20 protein-coding genes and 1 other RNA gene are annotated in these 16,706 nt (G+C 42.9%); 9 read left to right on the top strand and 12 right to left on the bottom strand.

Features of this window, described 5'->3' with window-relative positions; genetic code table 11:
* The first annotated feature begins 38 nt into the window (after positions 1-38).
* From G4D73_RS01365 to G4D73_RS01355, 3 genes are read left to right on the top strand one after another with little or no spacing between them, the layout of a single operon-like run.
* The gene (locus G4D73_RS01365) at positions 39-422 is read left to right on the top strand and encodes a DUF2237 family protein (RefSeq protein WP_004279857.1); all 384 of its coding nucleotides are present in this window, start codon (positions 39-41) and stop codon (positions 420-422) included.
* Positions 422-1,015, top strand: coding sequence for a Maf family protein (locus G4D73_RS01360; protein WP_213687191.1), 594 nt, complete (start codon positions 422-424; stop codon positions 1,013-1,015). Before G4D73_RS01365 ends, G4D73_RS01360 begins: the two co-directional genes overlap by 1 nt.
* Before the next feature lie 29 nt (positions 1,016-1,044).
* The gene (locus tag G4D73_RS01355) at positions 1,045-2,214 is read left to right on the top strand and encodes a cupin domain-containing protein (RefSeq protein WP_213687190.1); all 1,170 of its coding nucleotides are present in this window, start codon (positions 1,045-1,047) and stop codon (positions 2,212-2,214) included.
* 81 nt (positions 2,215-2,295) lie between these two features.
* Here G4D73_RS01355 and G4D73_RS01350 read toward each other — a convergent pair whose 3' ends face one another.
* The 5 genes from G4D73_RS01350 to G4D73_RS01330 all read right to left on the bottom strand — a co-directional run bounded on the left by G4D73_RS01350 (position 2,296) and on the right by G4D73_RS01330 (position 7,211).
* Positions 2,296-4,218 carry an ATP-binding protein gene (locus G4D73_RS01350; protein WP_213687189.1) on the bottom strand — a complete coding sequence of 641 codons (1,923 nt, stop codon included), beginning with the start codon at positions 4,216-4,218 and terminating at the stop codon, positions 2,296-2,298.
* Positions 4,218-4,901: a LuxR C-terminal-related transcriptional regulator gene (locus G4D73_RS01345; RefSeq protein ID WP_213687188.1), complete on the bottom strand. Its 684-nt coding sequence runs from the start codon at positions 4,899-4,901 to the stop codon at positions 4,218-4,220. Before G4D73_RS01345 ends, G4D73_RS01350 begins: the two co-directional genes overlap by 1 nt.
* 222 nt (positions 4,902-5,123) lie before the next feature.
* The gene (locus G4D73_RS01340; RefSeq protein WP_004646733.1) at positions 5,124-5,906 is read right to left on the bottom strand and encodes a glutathione S-transferase N-terminal domain-containing protein; all 783 of its coding nucleotides are present in this window, start codon (positions 5,904-5,906) and stop codon (positions 5,124-5,126) included.
* 117 nt (positions 5,907-6,023) lie between these two features.
* Positions 6,024-6,533 (bottom strand): ribonuclease E activity regulator RraA, encoded by a 510-nt coding sequence (gene rraA, locus G4D73_RS01335; RefSeq protein WP_004279866.1) that lies wholly within the window; start codon positions 6,531-6,533, stop codon positions 6,024-6,026.
* 12 nt (positions 6,534-6,545) lie between these two features.
* On the bottom strand, positions 6,546-7,211 hold the full coding sequence (locus tag G4D73_RS01330; RefSeq protein ID WP_213687187.1) for an NAD(P)H-binding protein: 666 nt from the start codon (positions 7,209-7,211) through the stop codon (positions 6,546-6,548).
* Positions 7,212-7,425: 214 nt separating this feature from the next.
* On the opposite strand from G4D73_RS01330, the gene rpsT reads away from it, so the two are divergent.
* Positions 7,426-7,695: a 30S ribosomal protein S20 gene (rpsT, locus tag G4D73_RS01325; RefSeq protein ID WP_004279868.1), complete on the top strand. Its 270-nt coding sequence runs from the start codon at positions 7,426-7,428 to the stop codon at positions 7,693-7,695.
* Positions 7,696-7,833: 138 nt separating this feature from the next.
* Here rpsT and G4D73_RS15585 read toward each other — a convergent pair whose 3' ends face one another.
* The 3 genes from G4D73_RS15585 to G4D73_RS01315 all read right to left on the bottom strand — a co-directional run bounded on the left by G4D73_RS15585 (position 7,834) and on the right by G4D73_RS01315 (position 9,854).
* Positions 7,834-7,959: a hypothetical protein gene (locus G4D73_RS15585; protein ID WP_004729839.1), complete on the bottom strand. Its 126-nt coding sequence runs from the start codon at positions 7,957-7,959 to the stop codon at positions 7,834-7,836.
* Positions 7,960-8,199: 240 nt separating this feature from the next.
* Complete coding sequence (locus G4D73_RS01320; protein ID WP_004279869.1) at positions 8,200-8,940, bottom strand: histidine phosphatase family protein; 741 nt, start codon at positions 8,938-8,940, stop codon at positions 8,200-8,202.
* Positions 8,941-9,002: 62 nt separating this feature from the next.
* Positions 9,003-9,854: a 3'(2'),5'-bisphosphate nucleotidase CysQ family protein gene (locus tag G4D73_RS01315; protein ID WP_004279870.1), complete on the bottom strand. Its 852-nt coding sequence runs from the start codon at positions 9,852-9,854 to the stop codon at positions 9,003-9,005.
* Between the two features lie 13 nt (positions 9,855-9,867).
* Here G4D73_RS01315 and G4D73_RS01310 point away from each other — a divergent pair, with 13 nt between their 5' ends.
* The 4 genes from G4D73_RS01310 (at position 9,868) to G4D73_RS01295 (ending at position 12,885) form a co-directional block, all read left to right on the top strand.
* Entirely contained in the window at positions 9,868-10,554 is a 687-nt protein-coding gene (locus G4D73_RS01310) for an HAD-IA family hydrolase (RefSeq protein WP_213687186.1), read from the top strand.
* A complete protein-coding gene (locus G4D73_RS01305) occupies positions 10,547-10,987 on the top strand; it encodes an RNA-binding S4 domain-containing protein (protein WP_004646726.1) in 441 nt (146 codons plus the stop codon). The genes G4D73_RS01310 and G4D73_RS01305 overlap by 8 nt, the downstream gene beginning before the upstream one ends.
* 145 nt (positions 10,988-11,132) lie before the next feature.
* Entirely contained in the window at positions 11,133-12,176 is a 1,044-nt protein-coding gene (gene recA, locus G4D73_RS01300; RefSeq protein WP_004279873.1) for a recombinase RecA, read from the top strand.
* A 91-nt stretch (positions 12,177-12,267) separates the two neighbouring features.
* Positions 12,268-12,885, top strand: coding sequence for a regulatory protein RecX (locus G4D73_RS01295; RefSeq protein WP_213687185.1), 618 nt, complete (start codon positions 12,268-12,270; stop codon positions 12,883-12,885).
* A 220-nt stretch (positions 12,886-13,105) separates the two neighbouring features.
* Here the strand turns inward: G4D73_RS01295 and ffs are convergent.
* Positions 13,106-13,202: signal recognition particle sRNA small type (gene ffs / locus G4D73_RS01290), an RNA gene on the bottom strand.
* A gap of 294 nt (positions 13,203-13,496) precedes the next feature.
* Between ffs and G4D73_RS01285 the strand changes: the two genes are divergently transcribed.
* Positions 13,497-14,294 carry a YbgF trimerization domain-containing protein gene (locus G4D73_RS01285; protein WP_213687184.1) on the top strand — a complete coding sequence of 266 codons (798 nt, stop codon included), beginning with the start codon at positions 13,497-13,499 and terminating at the stop codon, positions 14,292-14,294.
* Positions 14,295-14,358: 64 nt separating this feature from the next.
* On the opposite strand, the gene lpxA is transcribed toward G4D73_RS01285, so the two are convergent.
* From lpxA to lpxD, 3 genes are read right to left on the bottom strand one after another with little or no spacing between them, the layout of a single operon-like run.
* Positions 14,359-15,147, bottom strand: a complete 789-nt coding sequence (lpxA, locus tag G4D73_RS01280; protein WP_004279876.1) for an acyl-ACP--UDP-N-acetylglucosamine O-acyltransferase — start codon at positions 15,145-15,147, stop codon at positions 14,359-14,361.
* Positions 15,144-15,629 (bottom strand): 3-hydroxyacyl-ACP dehydratase FabZ, encoded by a 486-nt coding sequence (gene fabZ / locus G4D73_RS01275; RefSeq protein WP_026055766.1) that lies wholly within the window; start codon positions 15,627-15,629, stop codon positions 15,144-15,146. The genes lpxA and fabZ overlap by 4 nt, the downstream gene beginning before the upstream one ends.
* Positions 15,630-15,634: 5 nt before the next feature.
* Positions 15,635-16,705, bottom strand: a complete 1,071-nt coding sequence (gene lpxD, locus G4D73_RS01270; RefSeq protein ID WP_213687183.1) for a UDP-3-O-(3-hydroxymyristoyl)glucosamine N-acyltransferase — start codon at positions 16,703-16,705, stop codon at positions 15,635-15,637.
* Position 16,706: the final 1 nt, after the last annotated feature.

Raw genomic sequence — 16,706 nt, 5'->3', positions numbered from 1 at the left:
GTTATGATAGAAAAAAGCCTCTTTTAGATTCAGTCCCTATGTCGATACATCCTGATCCAAATCTTAACCGTTTGAACGTGTTAGGTGAGCCTTTGTCCAGCTGTTGCTTCGATCCGATTACCGGATATTTCCGCAATGGCTTTTGCCATACTGCGACCACCGATCTGGGCCAGCATACGGTTTGCGCGCAAATGACCTCAGAATTTCTGAATTTTTCTCAAAAAGTCGGTAATGACCTGATTACGCCTTTGCCCGAACTGGATTTCCCGGGCCTGCAACCTGGCGATTTCTGGTGTATCTGCGTAACGCGCTGGGTCGAAGCCTATGAAGCGGGTCAAGCTCCACCGATCAAGCTACAAGCCTGTCACAAAGCTGTTCTGGCGTATGTACCGTTAAATATTCTTGAGGAATATGCTGTCTAATGAATTCTGCACAGATTATCTTGGCATCGTCCAGTCAAACCCGCAAAGCGCTGATGGATCGTCTGCATATTAATTATATTTCCATGGTACCGGATATTGATGAATCTCCTCGCGGGGAAAATCACGCAGATGATCTGGCACAACGACTGGCTTTTGAGAAAGCCAGATATATTGCTGAACAAAATCCAGAAGCGATTGTGATCGGCTCAGATCAGGTGGCATGGCGTGAAGGTGCGCCGGATATTTTTATTGGTAAACCGTTAACGACTGAAAAGGCCATTCGCCAGCTACAAGCCAACTCGGACAAGATTGTCTATTTTAGTACTGCGCTCAGTGTGCAGCAGCTATCGAGCGGTTTTGAACAAAGTCTGGTTGAACACTATAAAGTCAAGTTCCGCAAACTGTCTCAGGTCGAAATCGAGCGTTATGTCGAAATTGAACAACCTTTGCATTGTGCAGGCAGTTTCAAATGTGAAAGCCTCGGTATCAGCTTGTTTGAAGAAATGATCGGACAAGATCAGACCACGCTGATGGGCATGCCAATGATCAAGCTCTGTCATATTCTTCGTGAATTAAAAATTTTGGTTCCTTAATCTCTCCCTTTAAATTCAGGCTTTACTCTATGTCTCAACCTTTAGACGTACTAGGCGGTATTACCGCTGAACAATTCCTTAGCGAATACTGGCAAAAGAAACCTTTACTGGTGCGTAATGCAATGCCTGAAATCGCCAGTTTGCTTGAACCCAATGATGTGATGGAACTTGCGCTTGAAGAACATGTCACTGCCCGTCTCATCAAGCAGAAAGATCGTGATCCGAATCAATGGAGCGTGAAATCTTCACCTTTGCTCAAAGCAGATTTCCAGAAAATGCCCAAGCTCTGGACGCTTTTGGTTCAGGCCGTAGATCACTATTCATTTGACCTGTCGGCACTTTGGAAAAAATTCCCATTTATTCCACAATGGCGTCGCGATGACATCATGGTGTCTTATGCACCGCAAGGCGGTTCAGTCGGCAAACATTTCGACTTCTATGATGTATTTCTGGTACAAGGCCATGGCCACCGTCGCTGGCAGCTTGGGCAAATGTGTGATGCCGAAACGGCATTCGTTCCAGGTCAACCACTTAAATTATTACCTGAAATAGAAGTGAACTTTGATGAAGTCCTGGCACCTGGCGACTTGCTCTATGTACCGCCCGGTCTAGCTCACTACGGCGTAGCTGAAGATGACTGCCTGACTTATTCATTCGGTTTCCGTATGCCAAATGTCAGTGACATGATGGATCGTGTCGGGGATAAATTCTCTGAAAATGAAACGCTGCGTAACCCATTGCTGGATATCATCCGTGATCAAGTCGGTGCCATTGGCGAAGTCAGCAGCAATGAGCTGGAATATCTGAAAGAACACATCATGCAGCAACTGCATAATTCCAATGTTCTCGAAGATGCCATCATGAGCTTGATGTCCGAACCTAAATATCCTGAAAACCTGCCTGAAGCAGAAGAAATCGGTACAGGTGATCTGGAAGAAGCACTTGATCAGGGTTATAGCCTGATGCTCGAACCTGCGTCACGCCTACTCTATACTGAAACAGAGGGCGATGTTTTGTTCTGGGCTAATGGTGAAGGTGTGTGCATCTCTGAGGCATTCACTGCAAAACTCAAACAGCTTGCAGATGGTGAAGCGTTGTTATTCGGTGAAGACTTCGCTGATGAAGAAATTCTGGAAGATGTTGCGGCATTATTAAATGAAGCCGTGTTAATGCTGGTTCCACCTGCTGACGACGAGTAAGCTTTCCAAGGCTCTATTTAAGCAATAATTTTAAGAGGATCACATGATCCTCTTTTTATTTTCTACTAAAATTCTAGTTACTTAAGGCTGATACAGCTCTAATACAACACGAATCAGCGTATCTCCTTGTTCAGATTCAATCTGGAACAATCCTCCCATGCGCTCAACCCGCATTTTCATGCTGCGCATTCCAATACTCAGACCATTTTTTTGCACCATGTCAGCATCGAAACCGATGCCATTATCCTGAATGCTTAAAGTAAGCTGATGTGGCTGGGAATATTCCAGACTGACTTTTACCTGACTGGCCTGACTATGCTTAATGATATTGGTCAGACTTTCTTCGACTACTCGGATCAAGGTCAAACACTGTAATGCCGTCGGTTCACGCTGCCAGACTTTTGGAAATGACCATTCAACTACAATCCCCATTTCTTCCATCAGCTGGGTAAAACGATAACGTACCGGTGCGATCCAGAGTACCGGCGTTTGTGGGACTTTATTTTCAATAGATGAACCACTGTCAATGATTTGTCTGAGATCATCTCTGAGCAGTTTCAGCATGGAAAGAAACTGCTGTTTAGAAACTGTTTCGCTACTTTGATCCACCAGAATCATGGAACGGACAATAGACCCTCCCAACCCGTCATGCAGTTCATGTGACAGATTAATCCGCTCTTGCAGACGAACATTCGTCAGCTCCAATTGATGTTTATCGCTCAGGCTTTTATTCAGGTCAGCACTGACCTGCTGGACTTTACGTTCTAACTGGGTATTAAATTTTTCGATTTTCCTGACATTACGATTCAGGCGTGTGCCCATAATCAGCACGACAAACAAGGTAATAATTGGTGAGGTATAGGGAGATAAAGGTGAAAATTCATTGATCTTGGTTTGATTCAACATGATCAGGTCGATGACTACACACAGCAGAATTCCCCAGAGACACAGCATCAGGAAGAGATATTCTCCATTTCGGGTTTTGATGGCCTGATAGCTGATATACACAGTACAACTGAGAAAGAGCAATACATAGATGATAAACACTCCACCCAGTACCTGCTCCAAATAATCCAAAGGACTGATCATCACCAGTAGGCTGGACAGAATGCTGACCAGAATAAATCCTCGCTCCAACTGCTTAAATTTCTGTTTTACAAAGCGGATCAAATACAGACAAAAACAATGGATATAGGCAATGAAAAAAAGCATATTGGCTTTAGCTGCCGAAATCGTGGAGCGAAATGGAAAATTTTCTGTCGTCAAAACATTGGAAATAAACAGAATCCACAACAGTGAACTGAGTGCCAGCCAGCCAAAAGTGGTTTCTGAACGCCGGAATAACCAGATAATGAAACAGATCAGCCCAATCGTGGCAGAGAAAATCATATTGATCTGAAATACAGTCCGACGATCCCAGATTTTGCCTAGATACTGCTGGCTATTCACCAGCACATTATTAAATTGAATTTTGCCCAGGCCCGCGCTTTGGAAACTGTAGCCATTTACATAAATCAGGATTTCATTACTGTCTTTACGCAAACCGCTAATCGGGAAAACCCAGTAACGCGGCATATTCCAGCTTTTCGATAAGGGCTCTTGCAAGTTCCGGTCAGACCAAAGCAAGTCACCATTCAGGAATACGGCACCTGCCGAATTAATATAATCAATGGAAAAGGCAACCGGTTCTGCAAGGCGAATATTGTCCTGGCATGACCAACGCCAGACAATCTTGTACCAGGCACCCCCATGATAATTCTTCCAGTTGTTCTGCCAGTTATCCGGCAAACGCACGCTTTGCCAGCCTGATGTCGGCATCTCGGTAGGACCCTGAGCTTGAACCTTCTGAATATAGTTGATCTTCACCTGACAAAGATCATTAATCTGAAAATGGCTTTGCGCCTGACTCATCCTACAGAACAGACAGAGCCAGCTGCACAGGATTAAAATAGCAATCCATTTCAGTCGCTGCCGTTTGCTGCTTCTGGAACAGGCAGATGACATTACAGAATTCCCAGATGCCGTGCGGTACTGACCGCCTTGGTACGTTTACTGACCGAGAGTTTGCGGTAAATATGCTTGATATGACTTTCGACGGTATAGCGTGATACACAGAGCTGCTCGGCAATTTCACGATTACTCAGACCTTGCGCAACCAAGGACAGGATTTCCTGCTCCCGCTGTGTGAGCGTTTCCTGATCCGCAGCTGACCTGTTCTGCTCTACTGTTGCTGAAATGGTGGGAATAGAAATCTGTTTTAAAATTTCACGGGCAACAAAGGGATCAATCGGTGCACCGCCACGCAAAATACTGCGAATAGCCAAGGCGACTTCAACATCATCCCGTTCTTTCAGCACATAACCGGTTGCACCGGCCTGAATTGCGCTAAACAGGCTATCTTGGGTACTCCAGGCAGACACCACCAGAATCAACGCTTGTGCGTCCTGTTCGCGGATTTTTTCAATAATTGAAATCCCACTTCCATCTGGCAACCCCAAATCTACTAAGGCCAGTGCAATCGGCTGTTGCTGCAAAACGGCATATGCTTCTTTCACCGTATTGGCAAATAACAGAACGTCATCCTGATAACCTAGATTGCTTAATATGATTTTTAAACGGCGCTGGATGACATATTCATCTTCAACGATTAATACTGGTACTGGCAAGACTGCCTCCGATGCTGTCATAAGCACGCCCCTTATATTTATTTTTATATATCCCCTTTAAGATTAAAATATAAACAAAATCACACTAAAAATCATGATTTATTTATTTTTTATTATCTGAAGTTTTAAGCAGCGAGAAACGCTTACGCCCGTTTTCCATATCATAGACATAAAAAATGCCATCTGTTTAGCAGATGGCAGTTCAAGATAGAAAATCTTTTGAAGTTATACGAGCTGTCTACTTTAAGCAGTACCGTATTGCTGTTTTAAATATTTCACAATCTCAGCCGATTCAAACATTTTGGTATCTGTATTTGGATCGACCAGATAGGGAAGCTGAATATTATTTCCCATCATTTCAAACAAATGTTCACGCTTACCGCCTGGTAGTGGTTCATATTTTCCCGGTTTTAAACGCAATTTGGCCGGTCCATAATCTTGCCAGCGCTCTTTAGCGACATTATGAAAAACAAACGGCACTTCCAGTTCACTCAAAACGGCGCGTACAATTCGGGTATAAGGACTGGCCTCAAAGCCCCATAATTCTAATAACAGTTCAGGTGTTGGCCGATCCTTAATCTTGGGATTCACCATTCCGCCGCGTAAACCATTGAGGACGGTTCCCGCAATTGCAGCCACTGGAATTTTAGGATAGTGAGCATATTTCTTGGGAGTTTTGCCAGTTTTGCCATAATGCTTGAACAGATGATCGATAATATCCTGAGACTCATAGAGTCGATCACCGGTATTTTCATCAACTAAAAAAGGAAATTGCAGTTTTCCACCCAATTGCTGCACCTCAGGACGGAAATGAGTACCCCCTCGTGGACATGGATAAACTTCATAATCCAGATTTAGCAAGGTCATGACTTCACGCACCCGACGACAAAATGGTGAACCCTCGTATTCATAGAGCTTCAAGGCTTTTTCAGGCTGATTTGGAAACGGTGTACCCACCATCCCACGTCCACCTTCAGCGATTGAAGAGGCCAAAGCTTGTACAACTTTAATTTGATGACTCAACATAGTATTTTCCTATTTTTGTTTTATATGAATGAAAGACAGAATCTAGGCATCCTGTCTTTCAGGGTACAGATAAGTTTTGTTGTTATTCTTTCATGCAGAAATGCAGATTCCGGCCGATTAAGCCACTAATGCTGTTTTAGACACCACAATACCATTATTGTCTGCATAGACATACTCGCCTGCATTAAACGTGACACCACCAAAACAGAGAGAGATATCAACTTCACCCACACCCTTGCGATTACTCTTTTGTGGAATAGCCGCCAATGCATGCACCCCAAGATCAAGTTCAGCAATCGCATCGACATCACGGACGCAACCGTAAATAATTACACCATTCCAGTGATTTTTGACTGCTGATTCTGCAATCAGGTCACCCATCAAGGCACAACGCATCGATGCACCGCCATCTACGACCAAGACCTTGCCTGTTCCATCTGTGGCCAATAATTCTTTGACCCGTGAGTTATCTTCAAAACATTTTACTGTCACAATCTGACCGCCAAAGGTTTTGCGCGCCCCATAACTCTTGAAAAATTTACCGTCCAGGCAAGGTGTCACTACCTGAAGCTCTAGTTCTGGATGATCATCTAACAAGTCACAGGTGACAAATGCTGCTGTAGACACGGTGTTTTCCCCTCATTTCATTTTTTGTATGCGTAAATTATCATAAATTTCAAATTTTACCGTCTGAGTTAGCGCGGCCTCGACCATAGTATGAGCCACCTGATCGGCTGTCACTGGCTTATAGGCAAAACTATCTGGAATAAAACGCGATACTTTGTGGTAAACCTGCTGCGCGATATCTTCCAAAAAACGCTGCTCTGGACGTTCACCAATGAGCAATGAAGGTCGAATCAGGCTGATTCTGTCCAGAGTCAATGTTTGTACATATTCTTCCAGCTCACCTTTGACCCGATTATAGTAAAAATGCGATTGGGAATCGGCACCCATTGCACTCAGCAACAGGTAATGCGCTGAAGTTTGTTGTAACAGCTCTGCAAAGTGAGCATTTATGGTATAGTCAATACTATAAAATGCCTGTTTGGATCCGGCCTTTTTCATGGTGCTGCCCAGGCAGCTAAAACCATGGCTATGCTTGCTGACATCCTGATCATTCAACATCAGGAAATCTTCCAGTACCAGTTGTTGAACTTTATCCAAAGCATCCAGATCATTTTGATGTTTTCTGACCACTGCAGTAATCTGCTGGCAAGTCGGCTCATCTTGCAAACGTTTTATCAGTTGTTTTCCCACCAAGCCGGTGGCACCTATCACGATGGGATGAGTCAGTGATTTAGTCATTTTTTATACGATCTCCTAGGTGGAATACTAATCTAACGTTTTCTTTAGAATTTTTCTGCATCTAAAATGTTGTCAAAGCATGTCAAGACTTGACTTCGGTGCTTAGTTTAATCAAAATATGGCACTTGTTTACGGGCTGGTGATAATTCCTCTGATGTTGGTTTTCAGTTGAGTTTCAGCCCGCCCAGACCAATCTATTTCAAGGAGTGCACGAGTGGCAAACTCTGCTCAAGCTAAAAAACGTGCTCGTCAAAACGTTAAAGCACGCAAACACAACGCAAGCTTGCGTTCTATGGTTCGTACCTATCTTAAACGTACATTAGCTGCTATCAGCACTAATGACTATGCTGTTGCTACTGAAGCGTACAAATCGCTTGTTCCAGTAATCGACCGTATGGCTGACAAAGGCATCATCCATAAAAACAAAGCAGCTCGTCATAAGAGCCGCTTGAACGCGCAAGTTAAAGCATTAGCTTCTAACTAATCGCAAATGAAAAAAGCCCTTTTTTAGGGCTTTTTTTGTGCCTGAAATTTCAAGAAATCAGAAAAACAATCCGTTTAGATGCCCCTCATCCTGCCAATACGATGAGATAAAAAAATAAGTCGCACCTCCCTTTTTAGATTATTGATCTTTATCCATAGAGGATGGCGAAGTAGTCTTATCCTGTTTCGTATTGTCAGTGTCCCGCTTTTGACATGCGGTTAAACCCAGAATCGCGATCAGGCTAAAAATTGTGATAATTTTCATAGTTTTTCCTCAAGATGAATATTTCTATATTTATTAAGCATAGATAATTTTTATACTTACATTATTGAATTTTCACCCTATAAATGTAAAAGAAGCAGTTTAGAATTTATTTTTATCGTTTTAGCCTGACTTTTATTGAATGATCAATATGAAAGGCCACATCCTTTTTATAATTTTTAACTCCCCAATAAAAAAACTCAATTGCTTCGAACAATTGAGTTTTGAATAGATCAACTTGATTTAAGAAAGTTGGGAACGTTTAAAATCGGCAATATCCAGTTCGTGTACCTGTCCGCGCCAGATCCATTTCAGTTTGGATTCCAGGAATACATCACCTTCAAACCAGACAAACAGACCTTCCATCATTTTTGGCCAGTCTTCCCGACTGACATCCTGACGCCCTGACATCACTGCAATCATCGCTGCCAAAATGGTGTCGTGACTAACGGCCAAACTTAGCCCATATTTATTTTGTGGATGGGTGTTGTAAATCAGTTCTAGTACATCCACTACGCCATGAATCGGCTGTTTCATCCCCGGCAAGGCATTATTGACAAAACTGTTAATAAAACCGAGCGCACCTTGCTTGGCAAAATAAGGCCCTGCTTTTTGAATATCCAGCACAAAGCTGCCAGGCTCCACTAGAAGTCCCTGTTCAATAATTTCAATACGATGGGTATTCTGCTCAGGGGTAACCGCATCTGCCCCCTCAATCATCAATGCAGCGGTATCAATACAACGCTGAATCGGACTTGAAATACAGTGATGAATCACACGATCGGTTTGATCAGCCAGATAAGCACCCCATTCCTGCGCCAGATCCCGCCCCTGATTGGTCAGTTGCAGATCATAGCCTGCCAAACCCTGCCCCGGAACCTCCTCACGAATCGAATGCCGTGTGAATAAGGTGACAGGCGTTTGTACATCGGGCAATAAATCAATTGCACTCAACATACTCGGTGGAAGCAGTTTCAGGGACACGTTACAGCCAACTCTGGATTGGTAATAGGTTAAGCACCACTATAACACGCTCAGAATTTTGCTCAATGCTCGGCCTGCATGTCAGAAACCGCCTGCAATGCAATAATTTTCATATCATTATTCTTATAAGCAATGAATCCGCCATTCAGCAAAGTATCCCGATGATTATAAATAAATGGACGGCCTTCTAAATCGACCAGACCACCACCAATCCGTTCGAGCATACATTGACCAGCGCTGGTATCCCATTCCGAGGTCGGATGAAAACGTGGATAGATATCCACCTGATCTTCTAGCATCATGCAAAATTTATAGGCACTGCCCGCTTTAAATTCAGTGTATTGCGTGAGCTTGGCCAAACTTTGCAAATACTCCAGATATTTTGGTTTCTGCTGGCTACTTTGGCTCAGTCCCACAGCAATCATTTTAGATGTCGAAGACATTGCATAAGCAAACCATGTTCTAGTTTGAATATCATATTTATAAGGCAAGCCCTGCTCAGGACAGAAATAAATCAGTTGCTGCTCTGGAACCGCCAATATGGCAAAAGTGGTCAAACTGCCTCTGACCAGACTCAAATTAATGGTAAATTCGGGGCGCTGGTGCAAAAACTCTTTAGTGCCATCTAACGGATCCAGTAACCAGAATTCTGACCATGAGCGGCGTTCATGTTCCTGTCCTTCTTCAGACAGTAAAGGCAAGCTGGAAATCTCTGCCAAAGCTTGGGTCAGATAAGTATTAACCCGAAAATCTGCCTGAGTCACCGGAGAATTATCATTTTTTTTGATGACATCAAAAGCTGCACCAGAACAATAACGCTGATATTCTTCTCGCAAAATTTCACAGGCTTGTGTCAAAATGGGCACAAACTGCAAAATCATTGGATCTTGTGGTGCTGCTGTTGCTTTAAACATAGAAAACCTAAATATGTCAAAATGCTCTGAAAAACCTACCATAATTTTCGATATGGATGGCACTTTACTTGATCTTGCCTACGACGATTTCATCTGGAACGAGTTATTGCCTGTGCGTTATGCTGCCACACATGGCTGTAGCCTGGAACACAGCCAGGCGACACTCTATGCATTCTATCAGGAACATAATCATACCTTAAACTGGTACTCTTCACGCTTCTGGACGGCTAAAGTCGAAGTCGATGTTCTGGCGATGCAAATTGAACATAAAGATAAAGTCGCCTTGCGCCCTCATTGTCTTGAATTACTCGATTATCTTAAAAATAATGGCTATCCAATCTGGCTGGCCACCAATGCTGACTGCGCAGGTCTAGCCTTTAAACTGGATCAGTTGAATTTAAGAGATTATTTCGATGTGATTGTCAGCTCAGAAACGATTGGGCATGCCAAAGAATTTGTCGAATTCTGGCAAGGCCTGAATTCACTGCATCCATTTGATCCTGCACATGCTTATTTTATTGATGATACTGAAAAAGTCCTGAATGGGGCCCAAACCTATGGTATTCAGAACCTGTTCAGCATCCAGCAACCCTCTTCAGCCAAAGTAGCACGCCAGACTTGTAATTACCCGATGCTGCACCAATTAACAGATTTAATCACTCATTTAAATCAGGCTGAGGTAGAAAAAAAATATGCGTAAATCGTCTTTACCCGAAGATGCGGTAGGCATGCGTATAGACAAATGGCTGTGGGCAGCACGGTTTTTTAAAACCCGCTCGATTGCCAAACATGCGATTGAAGGTGGCAAAGTCCATCACAATGGTGAACGTGTCAAGGTATCGCGCGAAGTCCGTGTTGGTATGGAACTGACGATTCAGCAAGGCATCGACAAAAAAACCGTGCTGGTTAAGGAACTTTCTGATGTTCGTGGCCCTGCACCCGTGGCACAAAAACTGTATGAAGAAACCGAAGTCAGTATTGCGCGCCGGGAATTGATTACGTCACAAAGAAAGTTGCATAATCTAGCTCGTCCCGACCATCGTCCAAGCAAGAAAGATCGTCGTGATATCAGTAGATTTAAAAATGAAAATAGTCAGAATTTCGATCAGTCATGGTCCTATAATGACGATTAAATTTAAGCGTCAGAATATGTCGTACATGCGCTGACTTTTATAGAACACTAGGGAAAATTCTGTCACTATACACCTGTGGAACAAAGCTCTAATTTAAGACATCCACTTGAGTACTAACTTAGTGACATCGTATTGAGGTTGTAAGATGGATGAGAATAAAAACAAGGCGCTCAACGCTGCCTTAAGCCAGATTGAAAAACAGTTTGGTAAAAATACAGTTATGCGTCTTGGTGACAATACCGTTCAGGCAGTTGAAGCCGTGTCTACAGGTTCTTTAACGCTGGATATCGCGCTCGGTATTGGTGGTTTACCAAAAGGTCGTATCGTCGAGATCTATGGTCCTGAATCTTCAGGTAAAACCACAATGACATTGCAAGCAATTGCAGAGTGTCAGAAAGCAGGCGGTACGTGTGCATTTATCGATGCGGAACACGCACTTGATCCCCAATATGCGCGCAAACTTGGCGTAGATATCGACAATCTGCTGGTATCGCAACCGGATCACGGTGAACAGGCACTTGAAATTGCAGACATGCTGGTACGTTCTGGCGCGATCGACATGATCGTTGTCGATTCTGTTGCTGCATTGACACCACGTGCCGAAATTGAAGGCGAAATGGGTGACTCGCATATGGGTCTGCAAGCCCGTTTGATGAGCCAGGCACTGCGTAAAATTACCGGTAATGCCAAACGCTCAAACTGTATGGTGATCTTCATTAACCAGATTCGTATGAAGATTGGCGTCATGTTTGGTAGTCCGGAAACCACAACCGGTGGTAATGCACTGAAATTCTATGCCTCTGTTCGCTTGGACATCCGTCGTATTGGCCAAGTGAAAGAAGGTGACGAGATTGTTGGTTCTGAAACCAAAGTCAAAGTCGTGAAAAACAAAATGGCGCCTCCGTTTAAAGAAGCTTTATTCCAGATTCTTTATGGCAAAGGTGTTAACCATCTAGGTGAATTGATCGACCTTGCTGTACAGCAAGAAATCGTACAGAAAGCTGGTGCGTGGTATTCTTATCAAGGCGACAAAATTGGCCAGGGTAAGAACAACACCATCCGTTATCTGGAAGAGCATAAAGAAATGGCTCAGACGATTGAAAAACTGATTCGTGACCAGCTTCTGACTAAAGCAGTGGTTGTTGAAGAAGACGATAGCAAGGAAGAACCTGACTTTTTAGATGCATGATCTTATTAGATGCATCATCTTTAAACGTCAATACACAGCGCCCTCCGGGGCGTTTTGTTATTATATAGGGAATCTAAAATCCGAGAGAATCATGTCAGACGCGAAATTCAGCAAACTGCTCGATTATGAAACTTTAAAACAGCAATTTGGTGATACTGAAGATCAAGCTCAACCTGCAAAAAGTGCGATCCAAGACGCTCCTGAATTTGATCCTGAAGAACGTTTGTTTTCCTCTACCCCAACTCAGGATGAGAAGAAACCGGGACTGACAGGCTCACGCTTACGTTCTTATGCCTTTGCCGTACTGACGCGCAAGGAATATTCCAAAGCCGAACTGATCGAGAAATTAAGCCTTTATGCAGAGCATCGTGATGAAGTCATTACCTTAGTGGAAGAGCTGTCCCGTGAGAACTATCAAAGTGATCAGCGTGTGGCGGAAACCATGTTGTCGAGTCAAACGCGTAAAGGCAAAGGTCCCAATCAAATTAAAATGAAACTCAAGAGCAAAAAGATTGATACTGCTCTGATTTCAGAAGAACTCAAGGAAACTGATTGGGTGCAGCAAGCCTATGAACTAAAAGTCAAAAAATATGGGACTGAAGTTACTAAAGACCCCAAGCTCAAAGCCAAACAGATCCGTTTTTTAATGTATCGTGGTTTTGAAATGGATGCGATTATCAAGGCGATTAACCGTAAAGCAGAAGACTAAGTCTTATATTCTTTGAAAGCCTTAATACACGTATAAACATATTGGATATTTAATTCAATATTAGCTGCAAAATAAAATAAAGCACGGCAAAAGATAATGATGATTTAATCATTAAAATAATAAGATAGCGCTATTTGACGACATTGAAAAAGGAATAATATTTGAGAATAGAAAACTGCGAATTTGCATTGTTATTATAATAATAAGAATATGGTGGCAACCCTACCAGCAAAGCTCCGGCACATCATAGTTCTATTACCGTTGCTACCTTCCGGTCCTGGCGGGGTTCATAGAGTACAATTGCGAAGTAACCAGCAGGGCTACCATTACAAAAACAGAGTATAGAGATTTTTAATCAAGTTGCAAGCCTTGTTTCCTAAAATCATCCTTCAAGCTATCCGTTTGATTATTTTAAAAACAATATTGATATTTCTGCTGATTTTTAAGGGATCTTCACAATCAATCCATCAACACTCAAATTCACATGATCTTTGTAAAACCTTGTTGCATTTTCTAAAAATGCCGTTTTTAATGTGTGCAATGTATATGAATGATCTACTTTGAAAAGATGAGCAGCGGATCCGCATCTCACAAAGAATTATGGAAATTTTATGATGTTTAAAAAGACCGTATTGTGTGCAGTGACAGCACTCTTTACCACACCTCTATTTGCCAATATTCCGATTGAATCGCGCGGCTTGAGCCAAGCTACAAATCAAACCACAGTAAATACCCCAGCGGCAATTGCGGCTGGTGCAACTCCAGCAGTTCAAACCAATACCAGCTGGCAAATCATGCAAAAGAACCAGCAGCTCGAAAATGACCTGCGGATTTTGCGCGGTAAAATGGAAGAACAGGAAAATGAGATTGAACGGCTCAAAAATGAACTGACTAATCGTTATGCCGATCTCGATCAGCGTCTTGAACTGTTGCAGCAAAAAATTGAACCTGCTGAAGACAATCCAACGGAGGAAAACCCACAGGATACTGCACCCAGCCTAAATACAAATAAGGTCAATACAGCGAGCAGCGGACAGCAACCTGCTGAGCTGGAAAAAGCAGCTTATACCGTGGCTTTAGATGCTTATAAAAATGGCGGTGCAGCCAAAGCCATTGCACCGATGCAAAACTTTATTAAAAACAATCCGAATAGCGTTTATATCAGCAATGCTTATTTCTGGTTAGCGGAATTCAATCTGGCGATTGATCCACCAAAATTTGATGAAGCGAAACGTAATTACCTGATTGTCGTTGACCGTTACCCAAATTCTGCGAAAGCCTCCACTGCCCTGTATCAACTTTATAACATCAGCAAAGATGTTGAAAAGAACACTACGCTTGCATCGCAATACAAAACAAAGCTACTGAAGAATTATCCGAAAGCTGAGGAAATAAAATTTCTTAAGTAAAATAGAAATTTCCAAAATAAAAAAGACACCTTAAATAAGGTGTCTTTTTTATTATCTTAAACTTTTAGCGCACAATACCGCGCTTCGACTGTTCAAGAGAATCAATGAGACGCTGTACTTCAGCCACTTCCGGCAAAATTCCTGTACGGATCTGCTCGATTGCTTCCTGAGTCGTTAAACCTGATTTATAAATCAGTTTAAAGGCATCACGTAAACCGCTGATTACGGTCTTCGACCAGCCTTTACGACGCATGCCTTCAATATTCATGGCAAATGCATGCGCAGGATTACCCGACACCATTACATAGGCCGGTACATCTTTCAGAATCAGTGATGCCCCACCAATCATGCTATAAGAATCAATCTTACAGAACTGATGAATGCCCGAGTTTCCGCCAATGACGACATAATCCCCGACATGCACATGTCCAGCCACACCGACATTATTGGCAAAGATATTATAATCTCCAACCATACAGTCATGTGCAATATGAGTATTGACCATGAGCAGGTTATGACTACCGATCTTAGTCAGGCTCTGGTCCTGAACCGTACCACGATGCAGACTGCAATGCTCACGAATCTTGTTGTGATCACCAATCTCAAGCCAGGTTTCTTCACCGGCATACTTAAGATCCTGACACACCTCGCCTACACTGGCGAACTGGAAAATTTCATTATATTCACCTATACGCGTATAGCCACCCACCACTACGTGTGAATGAAGTTTGCTACCCGCACCAATAGTGACATTTGGCCCGATAATACAATATGGGCCAATTTCTACATCAGCAGCAATGACTGCTGACGGGTCAATAATGGCAGTTGGATGAATAAGGGGATTATTGCTCATGCCTGCTCGACTTTTTGATGCGAAACCATAATTTCCGCGGTTGTTGCGACGACGCCATCTACAGTGGCAATACAATTATATTTGTAAATGCCCCGCTTTTGCATCACTAATTCAGATTTTAAGACCAATTGGTCACCAGCAACCACCTGTTTCTTAAATCTAACTTTTTCCGCACCGGCAAACAGGAACAAAGAACCCTCACTTGGCACTTCGTTATTCATCACAAAACCCAGAATTCCAGAGATTTGTGCCAGCGCTTCAACAATCAGTACACCCGGCATAATTGGATAATTCGGAAAATGGCCTTGTAAAAACTCTTCATTAATTGAGACGTTTTTATAACCAACAATGCCATTATCGGTAATTTCGACGACGCGATCAACCAATAAAAATGGATAGCGATGGGGCAAATATTCACGAATCTTTTGAATATTCATTGGCAATTCAGGCTTCGTGAATGTAGGCAAATTCGACTCTGTCATCATAATTATTTACGCAACTTAAATGTTGATTCAATGGACTCAATCTGAGATTGCATATGATCTAGTCGTTTGATCATCTGGGTCAATGGCACATCTGCTAATTGTCTGAGGCGAACCACGGTACGTTTCCATTTCTGGTTTTCAAACAGACCAATCCCGGATGAATATTTTCCAGCTTCAGAAATATTATTTGTCACCATTGACATTCCGGTCAACGTCACATTATCGGCAATATTCAAGTGTCCAGAAATCGCAGAGGCACCACCAATGATACAGTTTTTGCCAATTGAAACACTTCCTGCAACGGCAGTTTTTGCAGCAATCGCGGTATGTGCACCAATTTTAACGTTATGCGCGATTTGCACAAGATTATCAATAATAACACCATGTTGCAAAATCGTATCATCCAGTGCACCACGGTCTACGCTACAATTTGACCCAATACGCACATCATCCTCAATGCGTACAGAACCTAATTGCGCAATACGGTGCCATTTACCTTGATAAGGTGCAAAACCAAACCCTTCGCTGCCAATCACGCTATTAGCATGAATACGCACCCGATTACCAATTTTTGCTGCGCCGGTGAGGGTCACATGTGAGTCAATAAAACAGTCCTGACCGATTTCGACATCATCATCGATCTGCACATGCGCCTGAACAATCGTATTCGCACCCACCACACAATGCTCACCAATCACCACATAATGACCAATATAAGCATCCTCCGCAATCACTGCCGACGGGTGAATTTGAGCAGTACTCTCAATGCCGCGCTGGCGATGTTTTTTCTCAAAGACATGCGTCAGAATCGCGAAAGCCAGATAGGGATTTGCCACAACAATAAAGTTTTGATGTGAAGTTATCTGTTGTTTTAGTTCAGCCGTGACAATTAAAGCACCTGCCTGACTTTGATTGGCCTGCTCTACATATTTATCGGCATTCACAAATGCCAGATCGTGTGAAGTTGCCTGTTCAAGACTGGCCAAAGCACTCAAACGTAAATCTGTCTGACCTATGCACTCGCCCTGAACCAGGCGAGCGAGATCAGCTAACTGAAGCTGTTGATGATTCATT

The organism is Acinetobacter sp. WY4, from assembly GCF_018438165.1.
Lineage (GTDB): Bacteria > Pseudomonadota > Gammaproteobacteria > Pseudomonadales > Moraxellaceae > Acinetobacter.
The sequence above is the reverse complement of the archived record's forward strand: the minus strand, read 5'-3'. Positions and strand labels throughout refer to the sequence as shown.

Excerpts from the sequence above, each read along its gene's own strand:
- G4D73_RS01365 (WP_004279857.1), top strand. The coding sequence starts at position 39 with ATGTCGATACATCCTGATCCAAATCTTAACCGTTTGAACGTGTTAGGT.
- G4D73_RS01360 (WP_213687191.1), top strand. The coding sequence starts at position 422 with ATGAATTCTGCACAGATTATCTTGGCATCGTCCAGTCAAACCCGCAAA.
- G4D73_RS01355 (WP_213687190.1), top strand. The coding sequence starts at position 1,045 with ATGTCTCAACCTTTAGACGTACTAGGCGGTATTACCGCTGAACAATTC.
- G4D73_RS01350 (WP_213687189.1), bottom strand. The coding sequence starts at position 4,218 with ATGTCATCTGCCTGTTCCAGAAGCAGCAAACGGCAGCGACTGAAATGG.
- G4D73_RS01345 (WP_213687188.1), bottom strand. The coding sequence starts at position 4,901 with ATGACAGCATCGGAGGCAGTCTTGCCAGTACCAGTATTAATCGTTGAA.
- G4D73_RS01340 (WP_004646733.1), bottom strand. The coding sequence starts at position 5,906 with ATGTTGAGTCATCAAATTAAAGTTGTACAAGCTTTGGCCTCTTCAATC.
- G4D73_RS01330 (WP_213687187.1), bottom strand. The coding sequence starts at position 7,211 with ATGACTAAATCACTGACTCATCCCATCGTGATAGGTGCCACCGGCTTG.
- G4D73_RS15585 (WP_004729839.1), bottom strand. The coding sequence starts at position 7,959 with ATGAAAATTATCACAATTTTTAGCCTGATCGCGATTCTGGGTTTAACC.
- G4D73_RS01315 (WP_004279870.1), bottom strand. The coding sequence starts at position 9,854 with ATGTTTAAAGCAACAGCAGCACCACAAGATCCAATGATTTTGCAGTTT.
- G4D73_RS01310 (WP_213687186.1), top strand. The coding sequence starts at position 9,868 with ATGTCAAAATGCTCTGAAAAACCTACCATAATTTTCGATATGGATGGC.
- G4D73_RS01305 (WP_004646726.1), top strand. The coding sequence starts at position 10,547 with ATGCGTAAATCGTCTTTACCCGAAGATGCGGTAGGCATGCGTATAGAC.
- recA (WP_004279873.1), top strand. The coding sequence starts at position 11,133 with ATGGATGAGAATAAAAACAAGGCGCTCAACGCTGCCTTAAGCCAGATT.
- G4D73_RS01295 (WP_213687185.1), top strand. The coding sequence starts at position 12,268 with ATGTCAGACGCGAAATTCAGCAAACTGCTCGATTATGAAACTTTAAAA.
- G4D73_RS01285 (WP_213687184.1), top strand. The coding sequence starts at position 13,497 with ATGATGTTTAAAAAGACCGTATTGTGTGCAGTGACAGCACTCTTTACC.
- lpxA (WP_004279876.1), bottom strand. The coding sequence starts at position 15,147 with ATGAGCAATAATCCCCTTATTCATCCAACTGCCATTATTGACCCGTCA.
- fabZ (WP_026055766.1), bottom strand. The coding sequence starts at position 15,629 with ATGACAGAGTCGAATTTGCCTACATTCACGAAGCCTGAATTGCCAATG.
- lpxD (WP_213687183.1), bottom strand. The coding sequence starts at position 16,705 with ATGAATCATCAACAGCTTCAGTTAGCTGATCTCGCTCGCCTGGTTCAG.